At 35.3% G+C, this 22,343-nt stretch carries 19 protein-coding genes and 2 tRNA genes; 6 read left to right on the forward strand and 15 right to left on the reverse strand.

Annotated elements, in window-relative coordinates; all coding sequences use genetic code 11:
• The 12 genes from DHU68_RS04385 to DHU68_RS04440 form a co-directional block, all read right to left on the reverse strand.
• Window positions 1–2,664, reverse strand: a complete 2,664-nt coding sequence (locus tag DHU68_RS04385; protein ID WP_108821771.1) for a TonB-dependent receptor — start codon at window positions 2,662–2,664, stop codon at window positions 1–3.
• A gap of 7 nt (window positions 2,665–2,671) precedes the next feature.
• Window positions 2,672–3,631, reverse strand: coding sequence for a FecR family protein (locus DHU68_RS04390; RefSeq protein WP_108821772.1), 960 nt, complete (start codon window positions 3,629–3,631; stop codon window positions 2,672–2,674).
• A 64-nt stretch (window positions 3,632–3,695) separates the two neighbouring features.
• A complete protein-coding gene (locus tag DHU68_RS04395) occupies window positions 3,696–4,268 on the reverse strand; it encodes an RNA polymerase sigma-70 factor (RefSeq protein ID WP_108821773.1) in 573 nt (190 codons plus the stop codon).
• Between the two features lie 152 nt (window positions 4,269–4,420).
• Window positions 4,421–4,505 (reverse strand) — tRNA-Leu (locus tag DHU68_RS04400).
• 8 nt (window positions 4,506–4,513) lie between these two features.
• Window positions 4,514–4,586, reverse strand: a tRNA-Gly gene (locus tag DHU68_RS04405).
• Between the two features lie 103 nt (window positions 4,587–4,689).
• Window positions 4,690–5,175, reverse strand: a complete 486-nt coding sequence (locus DHU68_RS04410) for a hypothetical protein (RefSeq protein ID WP_108821774.1) — start codon at window positions 5,173–5,175, stop codon at window positions 4,690–4,692.
• 31 nt (window positions 5,176–5,206) lie between these two features.
• On the reverse strand, window positions 5,207–6,130 hold the full coding sequence (queG, locus tag DHU68_RS04415; RefSeq protein ID WP_108821775.1) for a tRNA epoxyqueuosine(34) reductase QueG: 924 nt from the start codon (window positions 6,128–6,130) through the stop codon (window positions 5,207–5,209).
• Window positions 6,131–6,139: 9 nt separating this feature from the next.
• On the reverse strand, window positions 6,140–6,736 hold the full coding sequence (locus tag DHU68_RS04420; RefSeq protein ID WP_108821776.1) for a hypothetical protein: 597 nt from the start codon (window positions 6,734–6,736) through the stop codon (window positions 6,140–6,142).
• Between the two features lie 45 nt (window positions 6,737–6,781).
• Window positions 6,782–7,690: a glycosyltransferase family 2 protein gene (locus DHU68_RS04425; RefSeq protein WP_108821777.1), complete on the reverse strand. Its 909-nt coding sequence runs from the start codon at window positions 7,688–7,690 to the stop codon at window positions 6,782–6,784.
• A gap of 11 nt (window positions 7,691–7,701) precedes the next feature.
• Complete coding sequence (locus DHU68_RS04430) at window positions 7,702–10,302, reverse strand: hypothetical protein (RefSeq protein WP_108821778.1); 2,601 nt, start codon at window positions 10,300–10,302, stop codon at window positions 7,702–7,704.
• A gap of 13 nt (window positions 10,303–10,315) precedes the next feature.
• Entirely contained in the window at window positions 10,316–11,224 is a 909-nt protein-coding gene (locus DHU68_RS04435; RefSeq protein ID WP_108821779.1) for a class I SAM-dependent methyltransferase, read from the reverse strand.
• A gap of 5 nt (window positions 11,225–11,229) precedes the next feature.
• Window positions 11,230–11,889 carry an HAD family phosphatase gene (locus DHU68_RS04440; RefSeq protein WP_108821780.1) on the reverse strand — a complete coding sequence of 220 codons (660 nt, stop codon included), beginning with the start codon at window positions 11,887–11,889 and terminating at the stop codon, window positions 11,230–11,232.
• A 152-nt stretch (window positions 11,890–12,041) separates the two neighbouring features.
• Between DHU68_RS04440 and DHU68_RS04445 the strand changes: the two genes are divergently transcribed.
• Window positions 12,042–12,632 (forward strand): nitroreductase family protein, encoded by a 591-nt coding sequence (locus tag DHU68_RS04445; RefSeq protein ID WP_108822133.1) that lies wholly within the window; start codon window positions 12,042–12,044, stop codon window positions 12,630–12,632.
• A 209-nt stretch (window positions 12,633–12,841) separates the two neighbouring features.
• On the opposite strand, the gene DHU68_RS04450 is transcribed toward DHU68_RS04445, so the two are convergent.
• Entirely contained in the window at window positions 12,842–13,717 is an 876-nt protein-coding gene (locus tag DHU68_RS04450; RefSeq protein ID WP_108821781.1) for an AraC family transcriptional regulator, read from the reverse strand.
• Between the two features lie 628 nt (window positions 13,718–14,345).
• Here DHU68_RS04450 and DHU68_RS04455 point away from each other — a divergent pair.
• The 3 genes from DHU68_RS04455 to DHU68_RS04465 are packed head-to-tail and all read left to right on the forward strand — an operon-like array spanning window position 14,346 to window position 16,341.
• The gene (locus DHU68_RS04455; protein ID WP_108821782.1) at window positions 14,346–15,173 is read left to right on the forward strand and encodes an ATP-binding cassette domain-containing protein; all 828 of its coding nucleotides are present in this window, start codon (window positions 14,346–14,348) and stop codon (window positions 15,171–15,173) included.
• A gap of 13 nt (window positions 15,174–15,186) precedes the next feature.
• Complete coding sequence (locus DHU68_RS04460) at window positions 15,187–15,975, forward strand: hypothetical protein (RefSeq protein WP_108821783.1); 789 nt, start codon at window positions 15,187–15,189, stop codon at window positions 15,973–15,975.
• Window positions 15,976–15,981: 6 nt separating this feature from the next.
• A complete protein-coding gene (locus tag DHU68_RS04465; protein WP_108821784.1) occupies window positions 15,982–16,341 on the forward strand; it encodes a GntR family transcriptional regulator in 360 nt (119 codons plus the stop codon).
• Window positions 16,342–16,489: 148 nt separating this feature from the next.
• Here the strand turns inward: DHU68_RS04465 and DHU68_RS04470 are convergent, their stop codons facing one another.
• Together DHU68_RS04470 and DHU68_RS04475 are read right to left on the reverse strand one after the other, a co-directional pair.
• On the reverse strand, window positions 16,490–17,356 hold the full coding sequence (locus tag DHU68_RS04470) for a TolB family protein (RefSeq protein WP_108821785.1): 867 nt from the start codon (window positions 17,354–17,356) through the stop codon (window positions 16,490–16,492).
• Between the two features lie 22 nt (window positions 17,357–17,378).
• A complete protein-coding gene (locus DHU68_RS04475; protein WP_108821786.1) occupies window positions 17,379–18,047 on the reverse strand; it encodes a hypothetical protein in 669 nt (222 codons plus the stop codon).
• A 148-nt stretch (window positions 18,048–18,195) separates the two neighbouring features.
• Here DHU68_RS04475 and DHU68_RS04480 point away from each other — a divergent pair, with 148 nt between their 5' ends.
• Together DHU68_RS04480 and DHU68_RS04485 are read left to right on the forward strand one after the other, a co-directional pair.
• Window positions 18,196–18,537, forward strand: coding sequence for a hypothetical protein (locus DHU68_RS04480; protein ID WP_108821787.1), 342 nt, complete (start codon window positions 18,196–18,198; stop codon window positions 18,535–18,537).
• 584 nt (window positions 18,538–19,121) lie between these two features.
• Window positions 19,122–22,340, forward strand: a complete 3,219-nt coding sequence (locus tag DHU68_RS04485; RefSeq protein WP_108821788.1) for a TonB-dependent receptor — start codon at window positions 19,122–19,124, stop codon at window positions 22,338–22,340.
• Window positions 22,341–22,343 lie beyond the last annotated feature (3 nt).

The following is a 22,343-nucleotide window of genomic DNA, read 5'->3' on the forward strand; positions in this document are numbered from 1 at the left end:
TTAAAACTTATAAGTGTATGATACAGATGGTATTATTGGGAATATTGACAGTGATCGAAATTGGGGATAAGGAGCATATGTAGGTGCACCCTCGAATTGTATATCTTTATTGATAACGATCGGGTTCATATAAGAATAAGCATTATAAATACTTATATTCCAAATCCCTAAATGACCATTCTTTTTGGGTTGGTATATATTCAGACCTAGATCCAATCTGTGATATGCAGGTAATCTTACATTATTTTTTGTATCATAGTAATCTATTCCCCATCCATCGGGATATGGATATGAGGGAGCTATATTGGGTGGAAAACCGGAAGAGGATAAATCCTGATAATTCTCTAAAGAAAGAGTAATTCTATTGCCAGTCATAAATGTCCAACTGAAATTTATATCCATATTTTCTTTGATAGCATAGTTTCCCGTAATATTTACTTTATGTCTGTTGTCATACTTCGAAGGGAAGTGTCTACCTTTATTTATGTTTTCAAAATATCTGTCAGTCCACATTAATCCATAGCCTATACTACCTTTAAATTTTCCCGTTTTTTTTTCGATAAGTAAATCAGCACCATAGGCTGTCCCCTTTCCAGCAGTTAGTTTGCTATCCCAACTGCTATTTACAGGAAGTAGATTATATCCGTCTTTGTATTCGAGTAAGTTTTTCATCCACTTATGGTAGCCTTCTACAGATAAGGAATATTTATCCTTGAAGTTGTAGTAAAGTCCTAATGACACTTGATCACTTCCTAGAGGCTTAAAATTCTTATTGATAGGCATCCAGAAGTCAGTAGGCAGACTGATATGACTATCGCTCACTTGTTGTGCAAATTGAGTCATATGTGCATAGGAAGCCTTGAGGCTTAGCACATCGGATAACATAACGCGAGTGGATATTCGAGGGTCTAATGATAAATATGTTTTGTCTGGGATTGCAAAAGTGTTAATACGTAAACCAGCATTAACTCTTACTTGCTTTGTTATTCTCCAGTCATCTTCTAAGAATAAAGATACTTCATTGGCATTGACCGGATTATTGACTTGAACGGGGGAGGATGTTGTTTCTTGTGATATTTGCTCATAAATTTTCTCCGGTACATATTTATGGTGCATATAATTTATCCCAAAGCTGACAGAATGATTGTCGGTTGGCAAATAATAGAAGGATGTCCGAAGACTTATATCATTGATATTATTTTCTCTGATTCGCTCCATATTATCGTTTTCAGAGTTTCCCTCCTCTCCCCAATATATATAGGATGATTCTTGTAAGTTAGAGTTGTAATAAGTGTAGGAAGCAACAGTTTCTAGCTTTAGTTTGTTGCTCAGTTTATATTTCCACCCCAAAGCCGTTAAGAGATTTCCCCATTTTAGTCTGTTGACATCTTTCTTCTCAAAGGGATCGTCCTCTTTATTGGTGGAAAATTCTCTTTCACCAATTTTCAGGTAATCATTCCCATAATAGAGTATAAAATATAGATGACTTCTAGGATTAAACGTATGGTCTAGCTTCAAATTCAGATCAGTGAAAGCATAACGACCTGTTGTTTCTTTGCCTTTCTCTTTATCTTTTGAATTTATTATTGCTAGTGCAGGAGTTGTTAATAATTCTAGCCAAGATCGTCTAACCGAGAAGTTGAATGAAGTTTTATCCTTTACGATTGGGCCGCCAATATTTATATTTCCAGATGTAAGTCCCAAACTAAAAGCTCCATGATATCTTTCCTTACTTCCACTTTTGGTTTGCACATCCATTACGCTAGATAAACGACCTCCGTATTTTGCAGGAAAAGCAGACTTGTAAAAGTCAACATTATCTATGGCTTCTACATTAAGAGAAGAAAATAATCCTCCAAGATGATTCACCTGATATAATGGGTTGCCATCAATCATTAATAAATTTTCATCATTATTTCCTCCTCTTACATACATCCCGGCAAGCCCTTCTACTCCAGAAGAAACGCCTGGCTGTATTTGCAAAGCCTTTATTATATCAGCTTCTCCAAAAGCGGATGGAATAGTTTTTATTTCTTTTTGAGTCATCGAAAGAGATCCCATTTGTGGAGAATAGAGTTGATTCATCTTATCTGACATGACAACGACTTCTTCAAGATGTTTTGTTTGAGGATACAAATAAACTGTTAGTATTCTATCAGTTGTAATTGACTTTAATTCTATCATTATTCTTTCGTATCCTATTCTTGAGAAAAAAATGCTTTCTAAGTCTTCTGAAAGATCTGATGTGTAATATCCTTGTTCATCCGTTATTCCCAAATATTTATTATTGCTTGAAACATTGACTCCTTCGATGGGTTCTTCGGTTGTTTTGTCGAGAATACGAACCTTGAAAGTTTGTTTATTCTTTTTATTCTCAACGTTTTTTAATATAATGTGCTTCTTATTAATTGTCCAACCTATTTCTGTATCTCCGAATAAGATTTTCAACACATCGTCAATATTTTTATTTTTTATATTGACATTTCTCTTTCTTTCTAAATCAATAGTTTCATTATAAACAAATGAATACTCTGTCGTATTTTCTATTTGTTTAATTATATTTCGGATCGAAGTATCCTTCGCTTTCAAACTAATATTTGCTTTCTCTTGCGCAAAAGAAGGAAGAGAAATAAAGAATAGGAGAATAATTGATATTGTTCGCATATATACTTTATTTTTTAATAATAAATACGTTGCCTTCTACTGAATAAGAGAATTCTCCAGATTCAGCCAATATACTGATGATATTTTCTATTGAAGAGTCCTTATCGAAATTAGCTGTTATACGAAGTGTGCCAATATCTGCATTCTCTAATTGGAATGTTACCTGCTTTTCTCTTTCTAAGGTTTTGAAAATATTATCAAGAGGTTCATTATCAAAGAAAAGTTGTCCACTCTTCCACAATATTTCATTTATAATGTTCATGGAATTCCTTAATTGTACAGTTTTCTCTTTTTTATTATATATTGACTGATCATTTGGCGTAAGTGTATGTACAGGTCCGTTAGGTATACTAACAGAGACAGAACCTTCAAATAGACTGGTAATGATATTTTCTTCGTTTTCATATGCTGTTATATTAAATTTTGTACCTAATACTTTTATGTCAAGATCTTCAACCTTTACAATAAAAGGTTTTTCTAGATTTTTAGCTACATCAAAATATGCCTCACCTATTAGAGATATAGACCGTATATCTCCTTTCATCTCTTTAGGGTAAATAATAGAGGATAAACTATTAAGGGTAGCCATAGAACCATCGGGAAGAGTAACCTCTTTTTGCTCTCCACAAGATGTTGATATTGTTATTAAAGAAGGAGTGCTGACCGATTGATAGATATAAAATGAAAGAATTGCAAAAATAAAGATAGCTGCGATAGATGATGCATATCTTACGAGAGTTCTATGAGGTTTGAATGACCTCCTTGATATTCGAGCTTCAATATGGAGATATGTTGATTCTGCAGAATATTGTTTTGGTAGTATCAACGGTTTTTCTGTATTTGATGTATAATACAGAAAATCTTTACCTTTGAGGTCAGCTTCAATGATAGAGTGCTCTTTTTTAGAAAGAGGTATTGCTTCTAAATATTTTTGTCGGGCTGTTTGTACCTTATTTTTATATTTCATTGATTCTTTTATTGATCATTACAATAATAAAGAGCCAACAAAAAGGAAATACCCCTATTCGAAATTAGAAAAAAACAGAAAAAAGATTTTCTTTTAATTCTTCATATAAGATTTTAATTGCTTTGTTCATCTGATTCTCAACTGTTTTGACGGATATTCCTAACATCTCGGCTACCTCGGAATATTTTTTTCTTTCTTCTCTGACTAATCGAAAGACTTCGAAGCATCGAGGAGGTAGTTTCGTTAATGCAGTTTTGTATTTTTCTTGTAGTTCCTGATCTACTATTTCGGAATCAGAAAAATGTGTAGAGCTTTGCGATTCAGGTAAGTTCTCAGTCAGAAGTTCTGTCTGATTTCTATAGTTCCTTTCAATATATTTAGAAGCAGCATGTTTTAGAGCAATAAAAAGATATGCATCAGGATTACTTATTTTATCCAATACAGATCTGCTTTGCCATAAAGCAACAAATACATCTGATACTACTTCTTGCGCATAATTAGGATTATTGTTGAGGTAGTATAAAGCTTGAGAAAAAAGGCGGCTATAATAATGGTCATACACTTTTCGGAAAGCCTGTGCATTATTATGCAATGTAACTTCCTTTATACTTTTTAATATGTCCTGATTTATATGCATAAATGGCAAAGGTAGAACAATCTCTGCGTTTTTAGAAAATAATATTTAATTTCATCTTTTACATAGAGTGGATTTTCTAACTCTGTTTGTGCAAATCTCTAAAAGAAAAAACGCTAACCAATTGATAAATCAATGATTAGCGTCTTCAAAAGTACTCGGAGCGGGACTTGAACCCGCACAACCGTAATGGTCACAAGATTTTAAGTCTTGCGTGTCTACCGATTCCACCATCCGAGCAGCCTTAGAGCGAAAGACGGGGCTCGAACCCGCGACCCCGACCTTGGCAAGGTCGTGCTCTACCAACTGAGCTACTTTCGCAAATTTAAGCTTTTAGGGAAAAGTCTTATCCTGACGTTTCAGGCTCTATTCCCGTTTAGCGAGTGCAAATGTAAAAAATGTTTTTGCTTTTTGCAAGGTTTAATCAATAAAAATCTCGAGTAATACGAAAAATGTTAGGATCAGAACTTGGTTTTACGTTATAGCGCTGTAGGTGTAGTTTTGAAGACTCTGAGGTTATCCTTCCGTCTTCCAGCAAGTTATATATCCTACCACATTCTTGGCAAGTAGCTGTGACACCTTTTTCTCTAGAAGCTTTCACCCTTATTGTAGGTGATTTTTCGTAAGGGCAACTTAAATCGAAGGCTCTAAATGGAATTTCTTCTCCTGTGTGAATACTTCTTAGTACAAGAATACCTCCATATCCAAGATATTCTCCAGCTAAAGGTTTATGCACCCCTTTAATATATTCTTTATAGTTCCCTGGTGTTCGCAGTTCGTCATCAACTAATAAATTGATTTTTAGATTTACTGGAACTTCCGGTAATACATTAACCTCTTCTTCATTTCCGCAAGAAAAGGGAAGGAATAGGAATAATGATATTGTAAGTGCTTTCAAAAAGTTTCTCATATGATTATAAAACGTAAAATACGAATAAATATTACTCTTTTGTTCTTTTCAAAGCTTCTAAATTTCTTTTTAGTCCACTGTATTTAGCTCTTTTTACAGCAGATCCTTTGAATATGATTTGGTATTCCTCCACACTTAGTTTATCTAGATTATCAAAAGATAAGTCGAGAAAGGATTGAGATGGCTTGAATTCATTTGTCTGATGAGGCTTGGAGTACCTGTTCCATGGACAGACTTGTTGGCAGATATCGCATCCGTAGAAACGATTGTTTAATAGAGGAATAATATCTTTAGATATATCCTTTTTGTTCTCTATTGTTTGATAAGAAATGCATTTATTCGAATTGATTGCCCTCGGTGCTTCAATTGTTTTTGTTGGGCAAGAATCTATACAGCGAGTGCAATTACCACAAGATAGATTTAAAGGATGATCATACTCCAATTCCAGATTAATGATCAATTCTCCCAGAAAAAAGAATGACCCTTTCTTTGGAATAATTAATAACGAATTTTTCCCGATAAAACCAATTCCTGCTTTTGCCGCCCAATAGCGTTCCAGCACAGGAGCTGTATCAACAAATACTCGCCCCTCCATTGTAGGAACAAGAGATTTTATATAATTGAACAATTCGAAAAGCTTATCCTTTACTATATCATGATAGTCTTTTCCATAAGCATAATAGGCAAACTGAGGATGATCGGATGGTTGCTTTTCTTCAGGGTAATAATTCAGTGCTAAGCTAATGATCGATTTTGCTCCATCTACAAGCTGTCGAGGATCGAGTCTCTTTTCTCGGTTCCGACACATATAATCCATATCTGCTTGGAAAGAGTTTGAGATCCATTTATTGAATCCCTCTCTGTTCTCCAAATCCACCTCTTCAGCTTTGCATACACCGCAAGCGTCGAAGCCTATAGAGGATGCAAATTCTTTTATTTGAGCAGTTAGAGACAATGGAGTATTCTATTTTTGAAATTTATCTACTCTTCTTGCACCAAAATATTCGTATGCAGTAGGATCTACATATATTTCTTCTTTTGTTTTTTTATTTTTGAAGATAACAAAATCATGATCCTTGAACCAACCGCTTGTTGCATTCTTATGCATATTGTTGCCAAAAAGGTATAATTTCCCCTTTTTAGGTCTTGCTTCCCACTCTTTATCTAGTCCGAAACGTTTAAGCAGGTAGTTTCCCGTAGCAGCCGTAAAAGCTGCATAGCCCACACAGTTTGCACCCTTGTTCTGAAAAGCTTTTGATGGTTCATTATCACTATACTCGATAGAGAAGTCTAGTGCTTGGTCGGTCATGCTTAAAGAGAAGTCTATAATTTGAGAAATGTCAATGTTCTCGTCCAGTGCTTCATCATTAGGCAAATTTTGAATTATAAAGGAAGCTAAAGTTTCGTCTTTTATGTCGTAGTTTTTTCTGCTCCCGGCGTCTTCATATTTAACAGCCCATTGATATACATATCCTTTAAATACAAATAGTAACAATAGAGCAATGACAACTCCGGCAACTATAGCTATTGTTTTATTTTGTTTGTTTTTGTCTTTTTTCATTTGTCAATTTACTTAAGAAAATGTTTGTGTGCTAAAGATATAAAATTATTCACCAAGTAGTCCCTTGGTTACATACCATCTAAATTGTAAGAGTTTCCAACCTTTTGTCGGAGAAAGCTTCAATGTGTAAAGGGCAAACAGTAAAAAAGATGCTGCCCATTTTATGCTTTCGGAAATGAGTCTGTCTCTATATGCTTTCTTCGAAATACCTCTGGTACGGATACGTTCACTTTTACCAATAGAGTAAGTTAACTCTTTGAAATGCGATTCAGTTAACTTCTTTTCGGGAATATAATGATAGATCCCCATTTGAGGCAGGTAGTAGAATACTTCTTTAGCTTTGGTAAGCCTGTCGTATAGATCCTTTTCTTCGGCACCTATAAGTCCCGTACCCTTTCGACCAAGTTCTACATTGAACAAACCATATTTCTCAAAAACTTCTTTTCGGAAAGCAGAGTTGCCTCCACCCGGATATTTACCATTTTTGAAAGGTTTAGTTTTATCACCTTCGTATAAAGCACCACCGATCAATTGCTCAGTATAGTGTGATAGCCATTTAGGCTTTTCTACTTCATATACCGGGACAATAGGTCCACCACATGCACTTACATCAGGATGCACATCAAAAAAGTGTTGTATGGAAGTGAGGTAATTATCGAAAACAGTAGCGTCATCATCAACGAATACCAGTATATCACCATCACTTTCTTTCACTCCTCTATTGCGGGCATAAGATAGTCCTTGATTAGTCTCTATAAAATAGCGAAAGTTTATTTCTGGATAATCAACCTGAAACTTTTCACAAAGAGCTTCTGTACTATCTGTGCTGTTGTTGTTAATCAAAACTATTTCATAACTCTCTTTCGAGAAATTTTGGTCAGCAATGCTTTTCATCGCATTGTAGATGTATTTTTCCCTATTGTAAGTGCAGAAAATAACAGAGAGACGCTTCATATATAAAGTTCTTAGTCTTCTTTTTTCTTAAAGCTGAAACCTAGCATAGCAATCAACAGCAAGATCAATAATCCTGACGATGCTGTAGCTGCAAGTCGGCTATTGTTGTATCCTTCAGGTTCGAACTTGAATACAATTTCGTGTTCGCCTGCAGGTACTCGCATAGCTCTAAGTGTCCAGTCGGCTCTGAGGTGAGGTACCTCTTCTTCATCTACAAACGCTTTCCATCCATTTGAAAAATAAATCTCAGAGAAAACGGCTAACTGTTCACTATTCGCTTTCGATTTGTATGTCAATATGTTTGGTTTGTACGATGTGAGCTCTATTGTTGCTGTAGAGTCGGGCGTAATGCTCAAACCTGATAGTTCGGCCTCGAATCGCTTATCTACGACTGCTACTTGTTGAGGATCGAAGAGAGATGTAATTTCTGCTATTTCAGCATCAGCATTTTCTACAAATTTATACTCAGAAACAAACCAAGCATTGCCCATAGCGTTCTTGTTCTCAATTGCAGGCAACTCGGGATGGAAAATCATGTATTTAGCATTCAGCATGTTCAACGCAACAGAGTTTCTGAGGGTAGGGGCGAGGCTGTCTTGTACCCATTTTACAAGGATTTCCTCAGGTTTCTGTCCTTCAACGAAAGTTGCTGTCTGGAGTTGAGAATATGCGTTTTGGAAGTGTGAACCTGTGGCTTGTTGCAATGTACTTATTTCAGCTGCAAGTCTGTTATCTATCAACTCCTGATAACGTTTCAGTTTTGCAGCATGGTATCCACCTATCGATTTGTGATAGTATGAAGTGTTTGTCTCGTTGAAAGGATCGTTCATATTTAAAACTCTGTACGAAGGATGTTTATCTTTCAATATAGACTTGTCTGCTACAGATTGAGAGAACGTTTGAGTTGTATAAGTATTTTTGTTTATAAAATTATTGTCGTTAAGATATCTCTTGTCTACCGGCCAAAGATCAGCCAAAATTAGAATAGCAAGAGCTATGGAAACATATAGACCTACCTCTCGTTTTTCTATTTTCGTTTTCAGGGTGAAGAAAAGTATAGCTCCCGATAGCAGGATAAATATACACGAACGCATGGCATCAGCCGAAAGCAAAGCTTTGCGTTGCTCCAAAATAGCTTGATAATATTCAGGAATAACGGTTAAGTTTCTTGGTTCGTCCATAGATGAAGCAAAATTGAAGAATGCTCCTGGCATAATCCAGAGTAAAAATGTAAACCCTCCGGTTACTCCTAAGGATATAAATAAGGCTTTCTTTAGCTTTTCTTTTTCTATCTGTCCGGATAGGAATTCCTTTAGCCCCCATACAGCAATCATAATAACCGATAAGGCTGGGATAACTAGTGCCATAGATACAGCTCTGAATTTGCTGTAGAGAGGGAAATGATAGAAGAAAAAATCATTGAACCATTCCATGTTTTTACCCCACGATAAGAAGATGAAGAAGATTGTTCCAATCAATAGTGCCCACTTTACATTACTGCGTATAATGATCATACCTAGTATGAAGAGGAAGCAAATAATAGCACCGAAATATACCGGTCCGCTGGTAAAGGGTTGTTCGCCCCAGTACTGAGAGCCTCCTCTGAAAAGAATATTCGCATCTTGCTCAGATATTCTATTGTTTTGCAATTGACTCATCAACACCTTGTAGCTTTCAGATTTGTCGTCGAATGGACGAGAAACACCGCCATATATATTTGGTACTAACAGGGATAATGTTTCGGCTTTGCCATAACTCCAAGCAAAAGCATAATCTTTATCCAATCCTGACGACTGCTTTTCGGTAGTGCTTGGATTGCTTAATTCAGATTTTCCGCGAGTGCTCTCTCTCGCCATTTCGGCATTTGCATATATATTCCCCATGTTGCAAAGCAGGGCAAGAGCTAGAGCTAATGTCATAACTCCGCAGGCTTTTAGTAAGTCTTTTATATCCTTTTCTCTAATCTTGCCTATGGCGTATGCTATGAATAAAATGAGACAGAATAAACCCGTATAATAAGTTATTTGTAAGTGATTGTTTTTTATTTGAAGAGCCAGACCTAATGCCATGAGTAGTCCGGCTAATAGTATTTTATTCTTAAACAATGCCATTATTCCGGCAACGATAAGGGGCATATAGGCTAAAGCCCATGCTTTGGTGACGTGTCCGGCCTCGATGATGATGATGTTATAAGATGACAGCGAATAAGCGATTGCTCCCAATATTGAGATGAAAGGACCAAATCCCATGATGCAGAACAATATATATGCCATAAGCATGCCTGTAAATACAGCTCCGGCACTGGTGCTTCCTAATGCCTTGAATGGTGCTTCAAGGTAGTCGAGGAAGTTAGGTGTTCCGCCCCATACACCTATCTGATATGACGGCATACCGGAGAACATAGAGCCAGTCCAGGCTGAAGATCCACCTTCTTGATAGTAATAATCAATTAGCTCTTTTGCAGATCCTTGAAATTGCTGAGTATCTCCTTGTTGTAGTACCTTTCCGTCAATCAGAGGACTGAAGTAAATCATGGTTATTGCCAAAAAAACAACGATAGCAATAATGTGAGGTATAATTTGTTTTAATAAAGATTGGTCTTTTTTAATCATCTTATAGCAATTTTTACTGTTTCTTCTTTAATATATATGTAAGCGAGCTGGAACGCTTTTTATTGTTCAAACTTTTGAGGAAAAATATTCCACCTCTTACGAGTCCAACAAGGCTACCCAAGGTGGTTCCTTTGTTTTTCTCGCTAAGCATCGAAATGTAGAATGTATCGAAATGCATAGGCTTGGTATCTATCAGCTCAAACTGATGCCTTTCTATCAGGTACTTGAAATCGTCGGGGGAAAAATGCCATAGATGGCGAGGAACATCATATGCAGCCCAGTATTCTTTATAAAATTCGGCATCGAACGAACTCTTGTTGGGGAGAGCAATAATCAAAGTTCCATCATCTTTAAGTATTTTGCGCAGATGCTCCATGACGGTGTTTAGATGTTCCAGATGTTCGAGTACATGCCACATCGAAATAACGTCTTTTGTTTTTGGTGATATATTGTATAAATATTCTGAATCTTGGCAATCGATATTGAACTTTTGTTTTGCAAACAATCGGGCATCTTCTGATTTTTCAATTCCTGTAACTACCCATTTCTTTTCTCTCATTTTGTTGAGAAAATAACCAGTTCCAGAGCCTATGTCAAGGAGTAAGCCTGATTTTTTTGTTGTGTATTTTTTTACAATTTTCGCTTTCGATTTTAGTGCTACTTTTCTAGCTATATGGTAAAGCCTATTGATTATCCCTTTCTGTGTATCGCTATGTGATACATACTCGGGTGCTTCATAGTAGCGTCCTATAGCCTTTTCGGAAGGAAAGTTCTGTGTGAAAGCAAAACCGCATGACTGGCATTTTTCGATTTCAAAGGTTTCTTTACTTGCTAAATAGTCTTTGCATTCAAGAAAGTGAGTAGAATTCATGCTCCCACATACAGGGCATATATTTATATAGATATTGGAAATTTCAGCCATGTATTTTAATTGTTGAATAATAGTCTGTCGACTTGATCAAAGTTCTTAATTTTCTGATATTCTGACCAGTCAGAGTAATCGTCGTCATTAGAGTCTACAATAATGATTTTGCCTGCATTAGCATTTTTGGCAGACTGTAAGCCTGCAATAGCATCTTCAAATATAATAACTTCTTCATGTTTTTTGTTAATAACAGACAATGCAATCTGATAAATCTGGGGGGCTGGTTTGCCTTCTATTTTACCATTATTATAAACTACTTTATCGTATTCGAACCAATTTGATAAGGGTAGATGTTCGAAATAAAAGTCTAGGTTCTCTTTCCCTGAGGCTGTAGCTATGGTGAAAGGAATCTTTTGACCTTTAAGGAAATCTAAAAAGTCAATTAAGCCTGGTGCAAGCTGCATGTCGGTTTCTAAACATAGTTTTTGATATAGAAGTTCTTTCTCTAATGTGTATTCCTGAATTTTGTCGTCAGACAAATCTGTTTGGAATAACGATAAGAAAAGATCTTTGTTGTTTTTTCCATGCATCTTTTTGAATTTATCGTCGTCTGATAAAAACAAGCCGTGATTTGTGAGAAAAATATCCCAGGCTCTGTTGTGTAATTTGGTATCCCAGAATAAAGTTCCATTAAAATCGAAGATAACACCAGAAAATGCCATACATTGCTATATTTATAATTGAACACAAATGTACGAAATACTTGTATATATAGATATTTAAAGAGTTAACTATTATTTTCTTTATAGTTATTATTAAAACATTTTAGCTTTCACATGCGTTGAATAGCCGAACTAAAATTAAAAATACAAATATGAAACTAGCAGTAGAAAAACGTAGATCTTATTATGCATTAAGTAACGAGAGTCCGATTTCGGATAGAGAAATAAGAGAAATAATTGATTTTGCAGTATTAAATGTGCCATCATCGTTCAATTCGCAATCAACTAGAGTTGTATTGCTTTTAGGTGATAGCCATAAAAAGTTGTGGCAAATAGTAAAAGATGTGTTGCAAAAAAGGATTTCGGAAGAAGCTTTTGTTGCTACAGAAAAAAAGATAGATGGAGCCTTTGCCTCGGGATATGGTACAGTATTATTTTATGAAGATGAAGCTGTAGTAGAAGGTCTTCAGCAGGCTTTCCCTTCTTATAAAGATAACTTTCCTGTGTGGTCGCATCATACTTCGGCAATGCATCAGTTTACGATCTGGACATTGTTGGAAGAAGCTGGCTTAGGAGCGTCACTTCAGCATTATAATCCTATCATCGACGAGGAGGTAGCTAAAGCATTTAACATAAATCCTAAGTGGAAGCTTATCGCTCAAATGTCTTTTGGTAAACCTATAGGAGAGCCTAATGTAAAAGAGCGTCAGTCGTTAGAAGGTCGTGTAGTCGTTTTTGAATAGGAAGGGGATAAAATGCAAAAAGCCCGCAAATTCCCTTCGCAGACTTTCCAACCTTAACACAAACTTTACAAAACTACACAATAATAGAGTTAAACTACAACCTAGTTAGGTTTTCAGTTTAAGTAAATATATCCTCATATATTTACACTACAAAAGTATGAGGATTTTTGCATCTTTTGATTACATATATATGCCTGCTTTTTCAGAATTTATGCCTTTTTTGAGGCATCTGCTTTGGGTTTTGTTTTTTTACTTCGGATTATGCCCGGAGTAGCACCAAAACTGGCTTTGCAGAAATCGTTGAAGTGGGAGGGAGATGAGAAACCAAACTCTTCACTTATTTCCTTAAATGATTTGTTTGTACTGTTTATTTGGTGGAATATAACTTTTTCTCTTTCGTCTTTCATCCATTGGTAAGCAGATACGCCAAATGCTTTTTTGAAGCGCTTCTGGAAACCGGACAGACTGTAGTTGGTAAGGGATGCTAATTCCTGTACAGTTTTAGCTTTCAGTCTGTTCTTTAGTACAAGCTCAGAGAAAGGAATATCCTGTGTTAGTATAGGATGTAAGAAGTATAGTAGTTCTTGTTTCGTATAATATGCTCTTAGTAGAAAATAAAATTCTTTTGTTTTTAATTCAAAAAAGTATGTGCATTTCAACCCGTCTGTCATACATGTATCTAGAAAAGAAAGGAAGGACTCTACCCTTTCGTTAAAGTCTAACGGGAAGGCTCTAGGTATAAAGTTCCCTTTGTCTTCGCGTAACAATGAGTCGAGAGGGAAGCAATCGCATAGCCTCTTGGTGTTGTGTAAAGACATGACGATAAGTACAGAATCTTCGATAGCGCGAATTGAAGAATGGATAGCTGCTGGCAAGATAACCATTTTCTTGTCAGAAATTTTTTTGTTTACAATTTTACCGTAAGAAAGATAGATAGAGCCCGAAAGAACAAAAATAATCTTGTTCTGAACCGTAAGAGCCTCCCAGGTTTGTTCCTTTTCTAAAGAAATCTTCTCGATTGTAGGTCTTTCTCCTTTTTCGTAGTTATAACACGTTAAATGTTCTTGTACGTATAGCAATTCCATACAGGTAATAATTGTTTATGTTTTATTTATGGTAACAAATAGGTTCTATCTGTAAAATAAATAGTGGGGTATTAATGTTATATATTGCTCTCCTTATGCTTGCAAATATATATAAAATAATAAACCCTTGTTGTTCGTTGATTCCTTTTGTAAATTAATTTACGAGAATTATCCCGTTACTTGTTTAAGCATTTTGCTAGTGCCTGTTTATTTTGTTTCTGTAAAATAGTTTTCTACTAGTCTTATTAGCCTCTGAAATATCACGGTTTGTCCTTAAATTGTATATCTGTATCTATAAAATAGATATCAGATTAATAGTTGCCCATTTTAACAAGAGATAGAATTCTATTCATGGTTTGATTTAATCCTTTTGGTAGGATCTTGAGGAATATTTTGTTCTTATCCTTGTTTAACTCTTCTTATTTTGTCTTGTTCTGCGAATATACAACAATAAAATGTAAATTCCTTTGTTGTTAAGGAATAAAATTGTTTTTGATCGCATTTTAACAAGTGGGAAATCTCAGTGGAACCTTTAGTTGTTTTTTTGTCAAAATATATTATTAAAAAGTTTGTATTTCAAAAATATGTTATATATTTGCAGTGTACTAATTACCTAATACACTAAAGTATGATACAAATAGATAATCTTAGCTTCTATTATAACAAAAAAAGACCGGTCTTTGATAATGTGTCTTTTAATATAAAGAGCGGTATATATGGTCTGTTGGGCGAAAATGGCGTTGGTAAAACTACTTTGTTGCACATTATAAGCGGGTTATGTTTTTCCAAAGAAGGGGAGTGCCATGTGCTTGGTTATGAGTCTGCTTATCGGAATCCGGAGATGCTGAAACAGTTGTTCTTTCTTCCGGAAGAATTTCAAGCTCCAAATATGGATATAATGGACTTTGTGAAAAGTAGTTCTGTTTTTTACCCTAACTATAGTCAGGAGCAATTTGAGTCTTATCTACAAGAATTTCAGGTGGAGAAAGAACGGAAAATGACAGAGTTGTCGTTTGGGCAAAAAAAGAAAGTTTTGATTGCTTTTGCCTTAGCTCTTAATACGCCGGTAACCTTATTGGATGAGCCAACAAATGGACTTGATATACCTTCTAAGTCTCAGTTCAGGAAAATAATAGCTTCGGCTTATGACGAGCAACGTTGTATTATTATATCTACCCATCAGGTGAGAGATTTGGAAAGTTTGATAGATCCCATTATTATTTTGGATAGAAATCAGATTTTACTAAATAATACAGTAGAAGAAATAACTAAAAAACTACTATTTTCTCATACTTCGTATAAGCCGGAAGATGTGTTGTATTGCGAACAAACGTTGCAAGGGTATAGTTCCGTAATGGTAAACGAATACGGCGAAGAAAGTATCCTGAATATCGAAGCTTTATTTAATACAGTTGTGAATAATAAGGCCAAGATGAAAGAGTTGTTTAATCTCTAATTTTTAAAAGAAAATGAATTCAGTATTTGATATAAATCGTTTTTTGAAACTGGAAAAAAGAAACTTGTTTTTTTCTAAAATGCAATACTTGTATGTTCTGGCGGGTTTTACTGGTGTATACTTGCTGTCGGTGTTGTTGAAGATATGGGCAGACTTCAGTCTTACCGGATTTATTTATGCAGGGGTATTTATTGTTGTAATGTGTGGCCCTTGTCTTTTCGAAAAGTCAAGAAATAAATACACGGGAGTTTTTGACTTTATTCTACCTGCATCAACTTTCGAGAAATATTTGAGTATATGGTTAAGGTATGTTGTTTTTATACCAGTATTACTGTATGTTCTTCTTCTATTCTTGAATTTTATTACAGGTTTAATTCCTGTAGATGCGGTTCAAGAACATGTAAGTGTTATGGATATAGACTTAAGCCCTAGTGTAGGAAAAGCATATGCAGTTATGCTGTCAATTCAGGCTACATATCTTGCGGGGTGTTTTTATTTTAAACGATATGCATTTGCAAAGACTTCAATACTAATTTTATTTATTGGAGTATCTTTTATGGTAATAGGTACTATTATTGGGGGCTACTTCCTATCAGGAGAATCAATGTCTTTTACCTTTGGAGCAGGGAATGAGATAGAATCTATTCAAGGGAATTATGATGCCGGTTACACAATGGGATATGCGTTAGCCTCTATCTTGAAAGATCCGCTGTTGTCATTTATGGATAATACTATAAGCGTAATTTACATTTTGGGAATGTGGATTGTGTGCTTTTTCAAATTGAGAGAAACTGAAATTTAATAGCGTATGGATTTTAAATCAAATAAACCAATATACCTGCAAATAGTAGATTTCTGTTTTCAGAAAATACTAATCGGAGAATGGCCGGAAGAAGAACGAATCCCTTCGGTTAGAGAGTTGGGAGCAACTTTGCAGGTCAACCCTAATACGGCGATGAGAGCATTTGAGTATATGCAGTCGGAAGACGTGATATATTCTAAAAGAGGAATGGGGTACTTCGTATCTGAGAATGCGCGTAAAGTGATTTCAGGCTTGCAAAAGAAAGATTTTTTTGAAGATGTTTTACCCGAAACTTTTAAGATAATGGAACTTTTGGGGATTACTATCGAAGAAGTAGTGGATAGATATAATAAGTCTAAAGAATAGGAATGTTATGAAAAAATATGCCAATAAAATACTTATAACTATGGTCGCAATAATAGTAGCTTGTTTTGTAGTAATGCTATATAAATTAATAGATATTTTATCTGTTTTATAATATAGATAATAATATATCAGTTAGATCCTTGATTTGTTAATCATGATTGAGACGATAGCTGACAAATGCAAATTGTCGGCTGTCGGGACTCCATGAATTTACATTGAAACTTCCTTGTCCTCCGAATAGCTTAAACAACGAACGAGGGGTTTCTCCCTCCGAATTAGTTAAATAGATTTCTACATTTTTGTATCGCAAATGCTCATGAGGTTCGAGGTCTCCCTTGCGGTATGCAATATATACTACATTTGACCCATCGGGTGATAGGTGAGGAAACCATGAGTTTTTATCTTCATGAAATGTTATTTGACTTTGCTCACTACCATCGGTTTTCATACACCATATTTGCATGAGACCGGTGCGTACAGAGTTGAACCAAATATATTCCCCGCAAGGAGAGTATTCCGGTCCATCATTCAGCCCTTCTGCTGTAGTCAGTCTTACTTCATCCGTTCCATCTACATTTATGGTATATACATCCATTTCTCCGTTTCGGTTAGCGCAGTACGTTAATCTCTTTCCATCTGGGCTCCACCCATGCAAATAGCTGGGAAGAGATGGTGTTACTTGCTTTGGCGTCCCTCCATTGGCAGGTAAAATAAAGATAGTAGGCTTGCCTTCCGGTAGTGAGCGGTGGCTTACTGCTAAATATTTGTTGTCAGGAGAGATGAGGTGGTCGTTGTTGCATTTTGTAGCAAAGCCAGTATCTATTAAGAAAGATTCTTCAGGCGATTCCGGAGAAAGTTTGTATATCAATCCTTCACTATTATAATACAGCCATTTTCCATCAGGTGTCCAATTGGGAGCTTCTATTAAATAAGGAAATTCTCTTATTATTTTACGTTGGTTCGTATCTAAATCGAATATTTCTAAAAAGCTGGTAACATTTTCTGTTGGCTGCATATAATTTTAGTTGAAAGAGTAATTATTGACTTATTATATAATTGAAACCGATACCGATCTGTAACGGAGTAGAGTTCTTATATCTTATTTCGGAAGGTTTCACTTTCGAAAAATCGAAAGTGTTATAGCCGAGCCAGCAGGACATTCCCCATCTTTCGTTAATAGGGAACATATATCCGGCTCTTATTTCATACATGAAGCAATTTTTACCCGTACTTCCGGATTGATTGTTTACTTTGTCTAGGTCTAAGCTTATATGTGTAAGGGAGAAGCGATTCTCGATGAAAATAAAACGGGCTCTGTCCTTTTTATCGTCATAACCTATCGGGAGATAAAATTTAGGCGCTATGTATGGCGCCCAATAAGTCCCTTTGTATATGGCTTCAGGAGTTGGAATATCGACTAATCCTGCTTTTAATACGCCTTCGGGTTGGATGTTAGGTCCACTTGTGTATCCTATTTTCTGATTGAATCCTCCAAAGCGGAAACCCGCTTCTACCCCGAAAAACATATTTACATCGTATTCGTATCCAAGGCTTGCACCTCCGGCAAGAGGATTATTGATTTCACTGTTGAAGTAATGTAATCCGAATGATAGGTCTATATCCGCATTTATCTTGTGTCCTTCTTGTCCTAAAAGATTAGAAATAAATAGAAAGCTAATGAAAGTTGTAAGAATAAGCTTTTTCATGATGCGTTTTATTTAAATGAGACTAGATCGATAAACAAATTTAATAAAAATAAAGTGATAGGGTATGTGTTTTTTTATATATTGCATAAAATAGTAAGATGTAGATATGAAATACCTGATATATTGTTGTTTGTCGATATTCTTTTTTATGGCATGCGGAGAAAAGTCACATGACATACTTGGTTGCTGGAGTATGGAGTTTGAAGGGGAACCCGATTCGTATAGTATTGTGCTTGCTGATGATTCGGTTTGTACTTCTGAGTTATGCTTCAAAAGAGATACAATTTACATGGAAGTAAAGACGGATAGTCAAGTTGTAAAGAAAGAATTTCTTGCTAAATATATCCTTAAAGAAAATGTTATTCTGTTGACTGATAGGTATGGAAAGACGAAAGAATGTTTATTTAAGATAGAAGGTAATATGATGATTGTAAGAGAAATATTTAATCCTCATGAGGTTATTATGAGGTTGAGACGCGTGTCTAAGTAAACTTCTATAGCTCTTTTTGTTTCGATATCTTATGCCTTGAATTATCTCTGTTTCGTTTCTTTTATAAAGGAAAAAGATTTAATGTGAAATTTATTCCAAATATTTGCTTATTGTTTGTTTTATTTTCTATTTTTGTCACAGAAGGGAATGAAAAAAAATAATTGAAATTAAATCTATACTAAAGGGAAATGTATTCTGCTTTTAAATGAAAATTAAAGTTTTATGAATTTGGAGAAATGTTTATAAAATAAATGTATTTGTGGGTGCGGACACATTGTGCTTTTGGACTCCAAATAAATTGTATGTACCTATAAATGCCAATATCTAATACTAATATACATTCAAATAAAATTAATACTAAAAAGTCTTATTAAAAAAGGGAATTGAGGTTAATTGCATGGTAATTGTTTCTTAACATCATCTAAATATGTTCATTGTATTTTTGTCGAAAATATGATTGACAAAGGCTTTATGCAGAAGAAAAAAGTATTATTAAAATCTTTACGGTAAATAAATTAATTTATAAAAACACAGAGTGTTAACTAAATGTAAATGTGTATTATTAATATCTAAAACAATTCTCTATGGAAATTATGCTTAAGAAAAAAGGGAAAGTCATCTTATTGATGCTCTCTCTAGTCTTTTCCTGTCTGATGATTACAGCCCAGAATGCGACAAAAACAGTCTTAGGGACGGTAGTTGACAATACGGGCGAACCTTTAATTGGCGCAGCTGTTGTGGATGCTTCCAATTCGAAGAATGGTGCAGTAACAGATCTAGATGGTAAGTTTAGTCTTGTGGTTGCCGAAAATGGGAGTATTCGCGTTACTTATGTTGGCTATGAAGAGCAAGTAATTAGTGTTGCTAATCAAAGCACAATAAACGTTGTTCTTAAAGACTTAAACAAGAGTCTTAATGAGGTTGTTGTTGTTGGTTATGGTGTACAGAAGAAAGCTAACTTGACTGGTGCTGTAGATCAGGTTACAAGTGAAGTCTTCGAAAACAGACCGGTAACTAATACCACTCAAATGTTGCAAGGTGCTATTCCGAACTTAACTATTCGTTTAACAGATGGTAAACCCGGAGCAACAGCAGATTTTCAAGTTCGTGGTTTATCCTCTATCGGTCAGTCAGGTAGCGCTTTAGTTCTTATTGATGGTGTTGAAGGCGATCCGGCTATGATAAATCCTAATGATATTGAAAGTGTATCGGTGCTTAAAGATGCAGCATCGGCTGCTATCTATGGAGCACGTGGTGCTTTCGGTGTGGTTCTTATCACAACTAAAACAGCAAAAGAAGGTCGATTTACTGTAAATTATTCAGGTAATTTTTCAATGAAGAAACCTACAGATGTACCGGATGTTGTATCAGATGGATATATCTTTGCTGAAAGATTCTATGAGGCATATTCAGCATGGAATAATTACTCTTCAGATCCTAAAAATATCAATAAATCTCAGACATTCTCTTTGTCTTGGTTAGAAGAATTTAAGCGTCGTAAGGAGCAAGGTATCACCGAAGAGGTGGAAATTGCACCAAATGGAGAATATATCTATTATGGTAATACCGATTATTATGGCGAGCTGTATAAAAAACAGACATTTGCACAAGACCATAACCTTAGTATAACGGGTAGTTCTGGTAAATTGAATTATTATCTATCCGGTAGATTTAATTCATATGATGGATTATTTAGACATAATACAGATACAGATCAGACTATTGATCTAAGAGCCAAAGGTTCTATTCAGGTATTTGACTGGTTGCGAGTAGATAATAATATGAGTTATTCTAATAATGAATATTATAATCCGCAGAATGTTGGAGAAGGTGGAGGAATATGGAGAAATATAGCAGACGAAGGACATCCAAGTTCTCCAATCTATAACCCTGACGGCTCGTTTACAATGGCGGCAGCCTATACTCTGGGTGATTTTATTTATGGTAAAAATGGAAGAAATATTGGAAAGAAAACATTGAAAAATACTTCTTCATTCAATATGTCGTTTTTGAATAAAAGACTTCAGGTAAATGGAGATGTTACTTTTTCTAACTATCATTTTAACAAAACGAATAGAAGAGTACCTCTTCCTTATAGTAAGTCAGAAGGGACTACGGTTTATCTAGGTGCTTCGAACAATGATTTAGAAGAAACTAAAAGAGAAACAAATTATTTAGCGACTAACTTGTATGCTTCATATGAACATTCATTCAATCAACTTCATAATTTTAAAGTTATGGGAGGATGGAACTATGAACAACAATCCTACAATAATTTGACTCTTAGACGCAATGGACTATTTACTCCAGATACCGAAAATATAAATCTAGCATTAGGTGATGCAATAACAACATCAGGAAGTTATAATAAGTGGCGTATTGCCGGAGGATTCTTCCGCTTGAATTATGACTTTAATAGCCGCTATCTATTAGAAGTAAATGGTCGTTACGATGGATCTTCTAAATTCCCAACAAATCAGCAATGGGCATTTTTCCCTTCTGTATCGGGAGGTTGGAGAATTTCGGAAGAAAGCTTTTGGAATGTAAATCCTATGATATTATCCGATGTTAAAGTAAGAGCTTCTTACGGTTCGTTAGGAAATGGTAATATTGATCCTTATAGCTTCATGGAATTACTATCTATTTCTACATCGGGTCGTATTCTGGATGGAACAAAGAATAAGGTGTTGGATACACCGGGAGTTTTACCTACTGGACTAACTTGGGAAACTGCTACCACAACAGATATAGGGGTAGATTTTGGTGCAATTAATGGTAAATTACGTTTTACAGGAGACTATTATATCAGAAAGACTGTGGATATGTATACCGTAGGACAAACATTACCGGAAATATTCGGAGCATCTTCACCAAAAGGTAACTATGCTGATATGACTACTAAGGGTTGGGAAATCATCCTGTCTTGGAACGATAAATTTAATGTAGCTGAAAAACCATTGAATTATTCAGTGCGTGCCACACTATCTGACTATGTAACAAAGATTGACCGATATAATAATGAAACAATGGACTTAGGAGACTATTATGCTGGTCAAACATATGGAGAAATATGGGGATATGTAACAGAGGGATTGTTCCAGTCTCAGGCTGAGATTGATGCGCATGCAACACAAAAATTATTTAAATCGTCAACAAATGGTACATGGTATCCTGGAGACGTGAAAATAAAAGACCTTGATGAAAGCGGTGCTATCGATTATGGTAAAAACACAGTAGACGATCATGGTGATAAAACTATCATTGGAAATAAAGAGCCTCGTTATATCTATAGCTTTAGCCTAAGTGCCGATTGGAATAATATATTTGTTTCTGCATTCTTCGAAGGAGTTGGCAGACAACATTGGTATCCAACGGCAGAAAGTTTGTTCTGGGGACAATATAATAGACCTTACAATATGTTACCAACATGGCATGTAGATAATTACTGGACAGAAGACAATCCGGATGCTTATCTTCCTCGCTATGCAGGATACAATCAGTCTATAAGAAATACTACACAAACAAGATATTTGCAAAATGTAGCATATCTAAGAATGAAAAACCTTCAAATTGGTTATACGTTGCCTCAAAATATATCTCAGAAAATTGGTGCACAGACTCTTAAAGTGTATTTCTCTGGAGAGAATTTGTACTGTTGGTCTCCTCTATATAAAAATACTAGAGATATTGATGTAGCAAATATTTATGGCTCAGACCGAGAATTAACTAGTGGTACTAGCGGAGATGGATATAACTATCCGTTTATGAAGACATTTAGTTTAGGTTTATCAGTAACGTTCTAAAAT

This window comes from Dysgonomonas sp. Marseille-P4361, from assembly GCF_900343125.1.
In the GTDB taxonomy this organism is placed as follows: Bacteria; Bacteroidota; Bacteroidia; order Bacteroidales; family Dysgonomonadaceae; genus Dysgonomonas.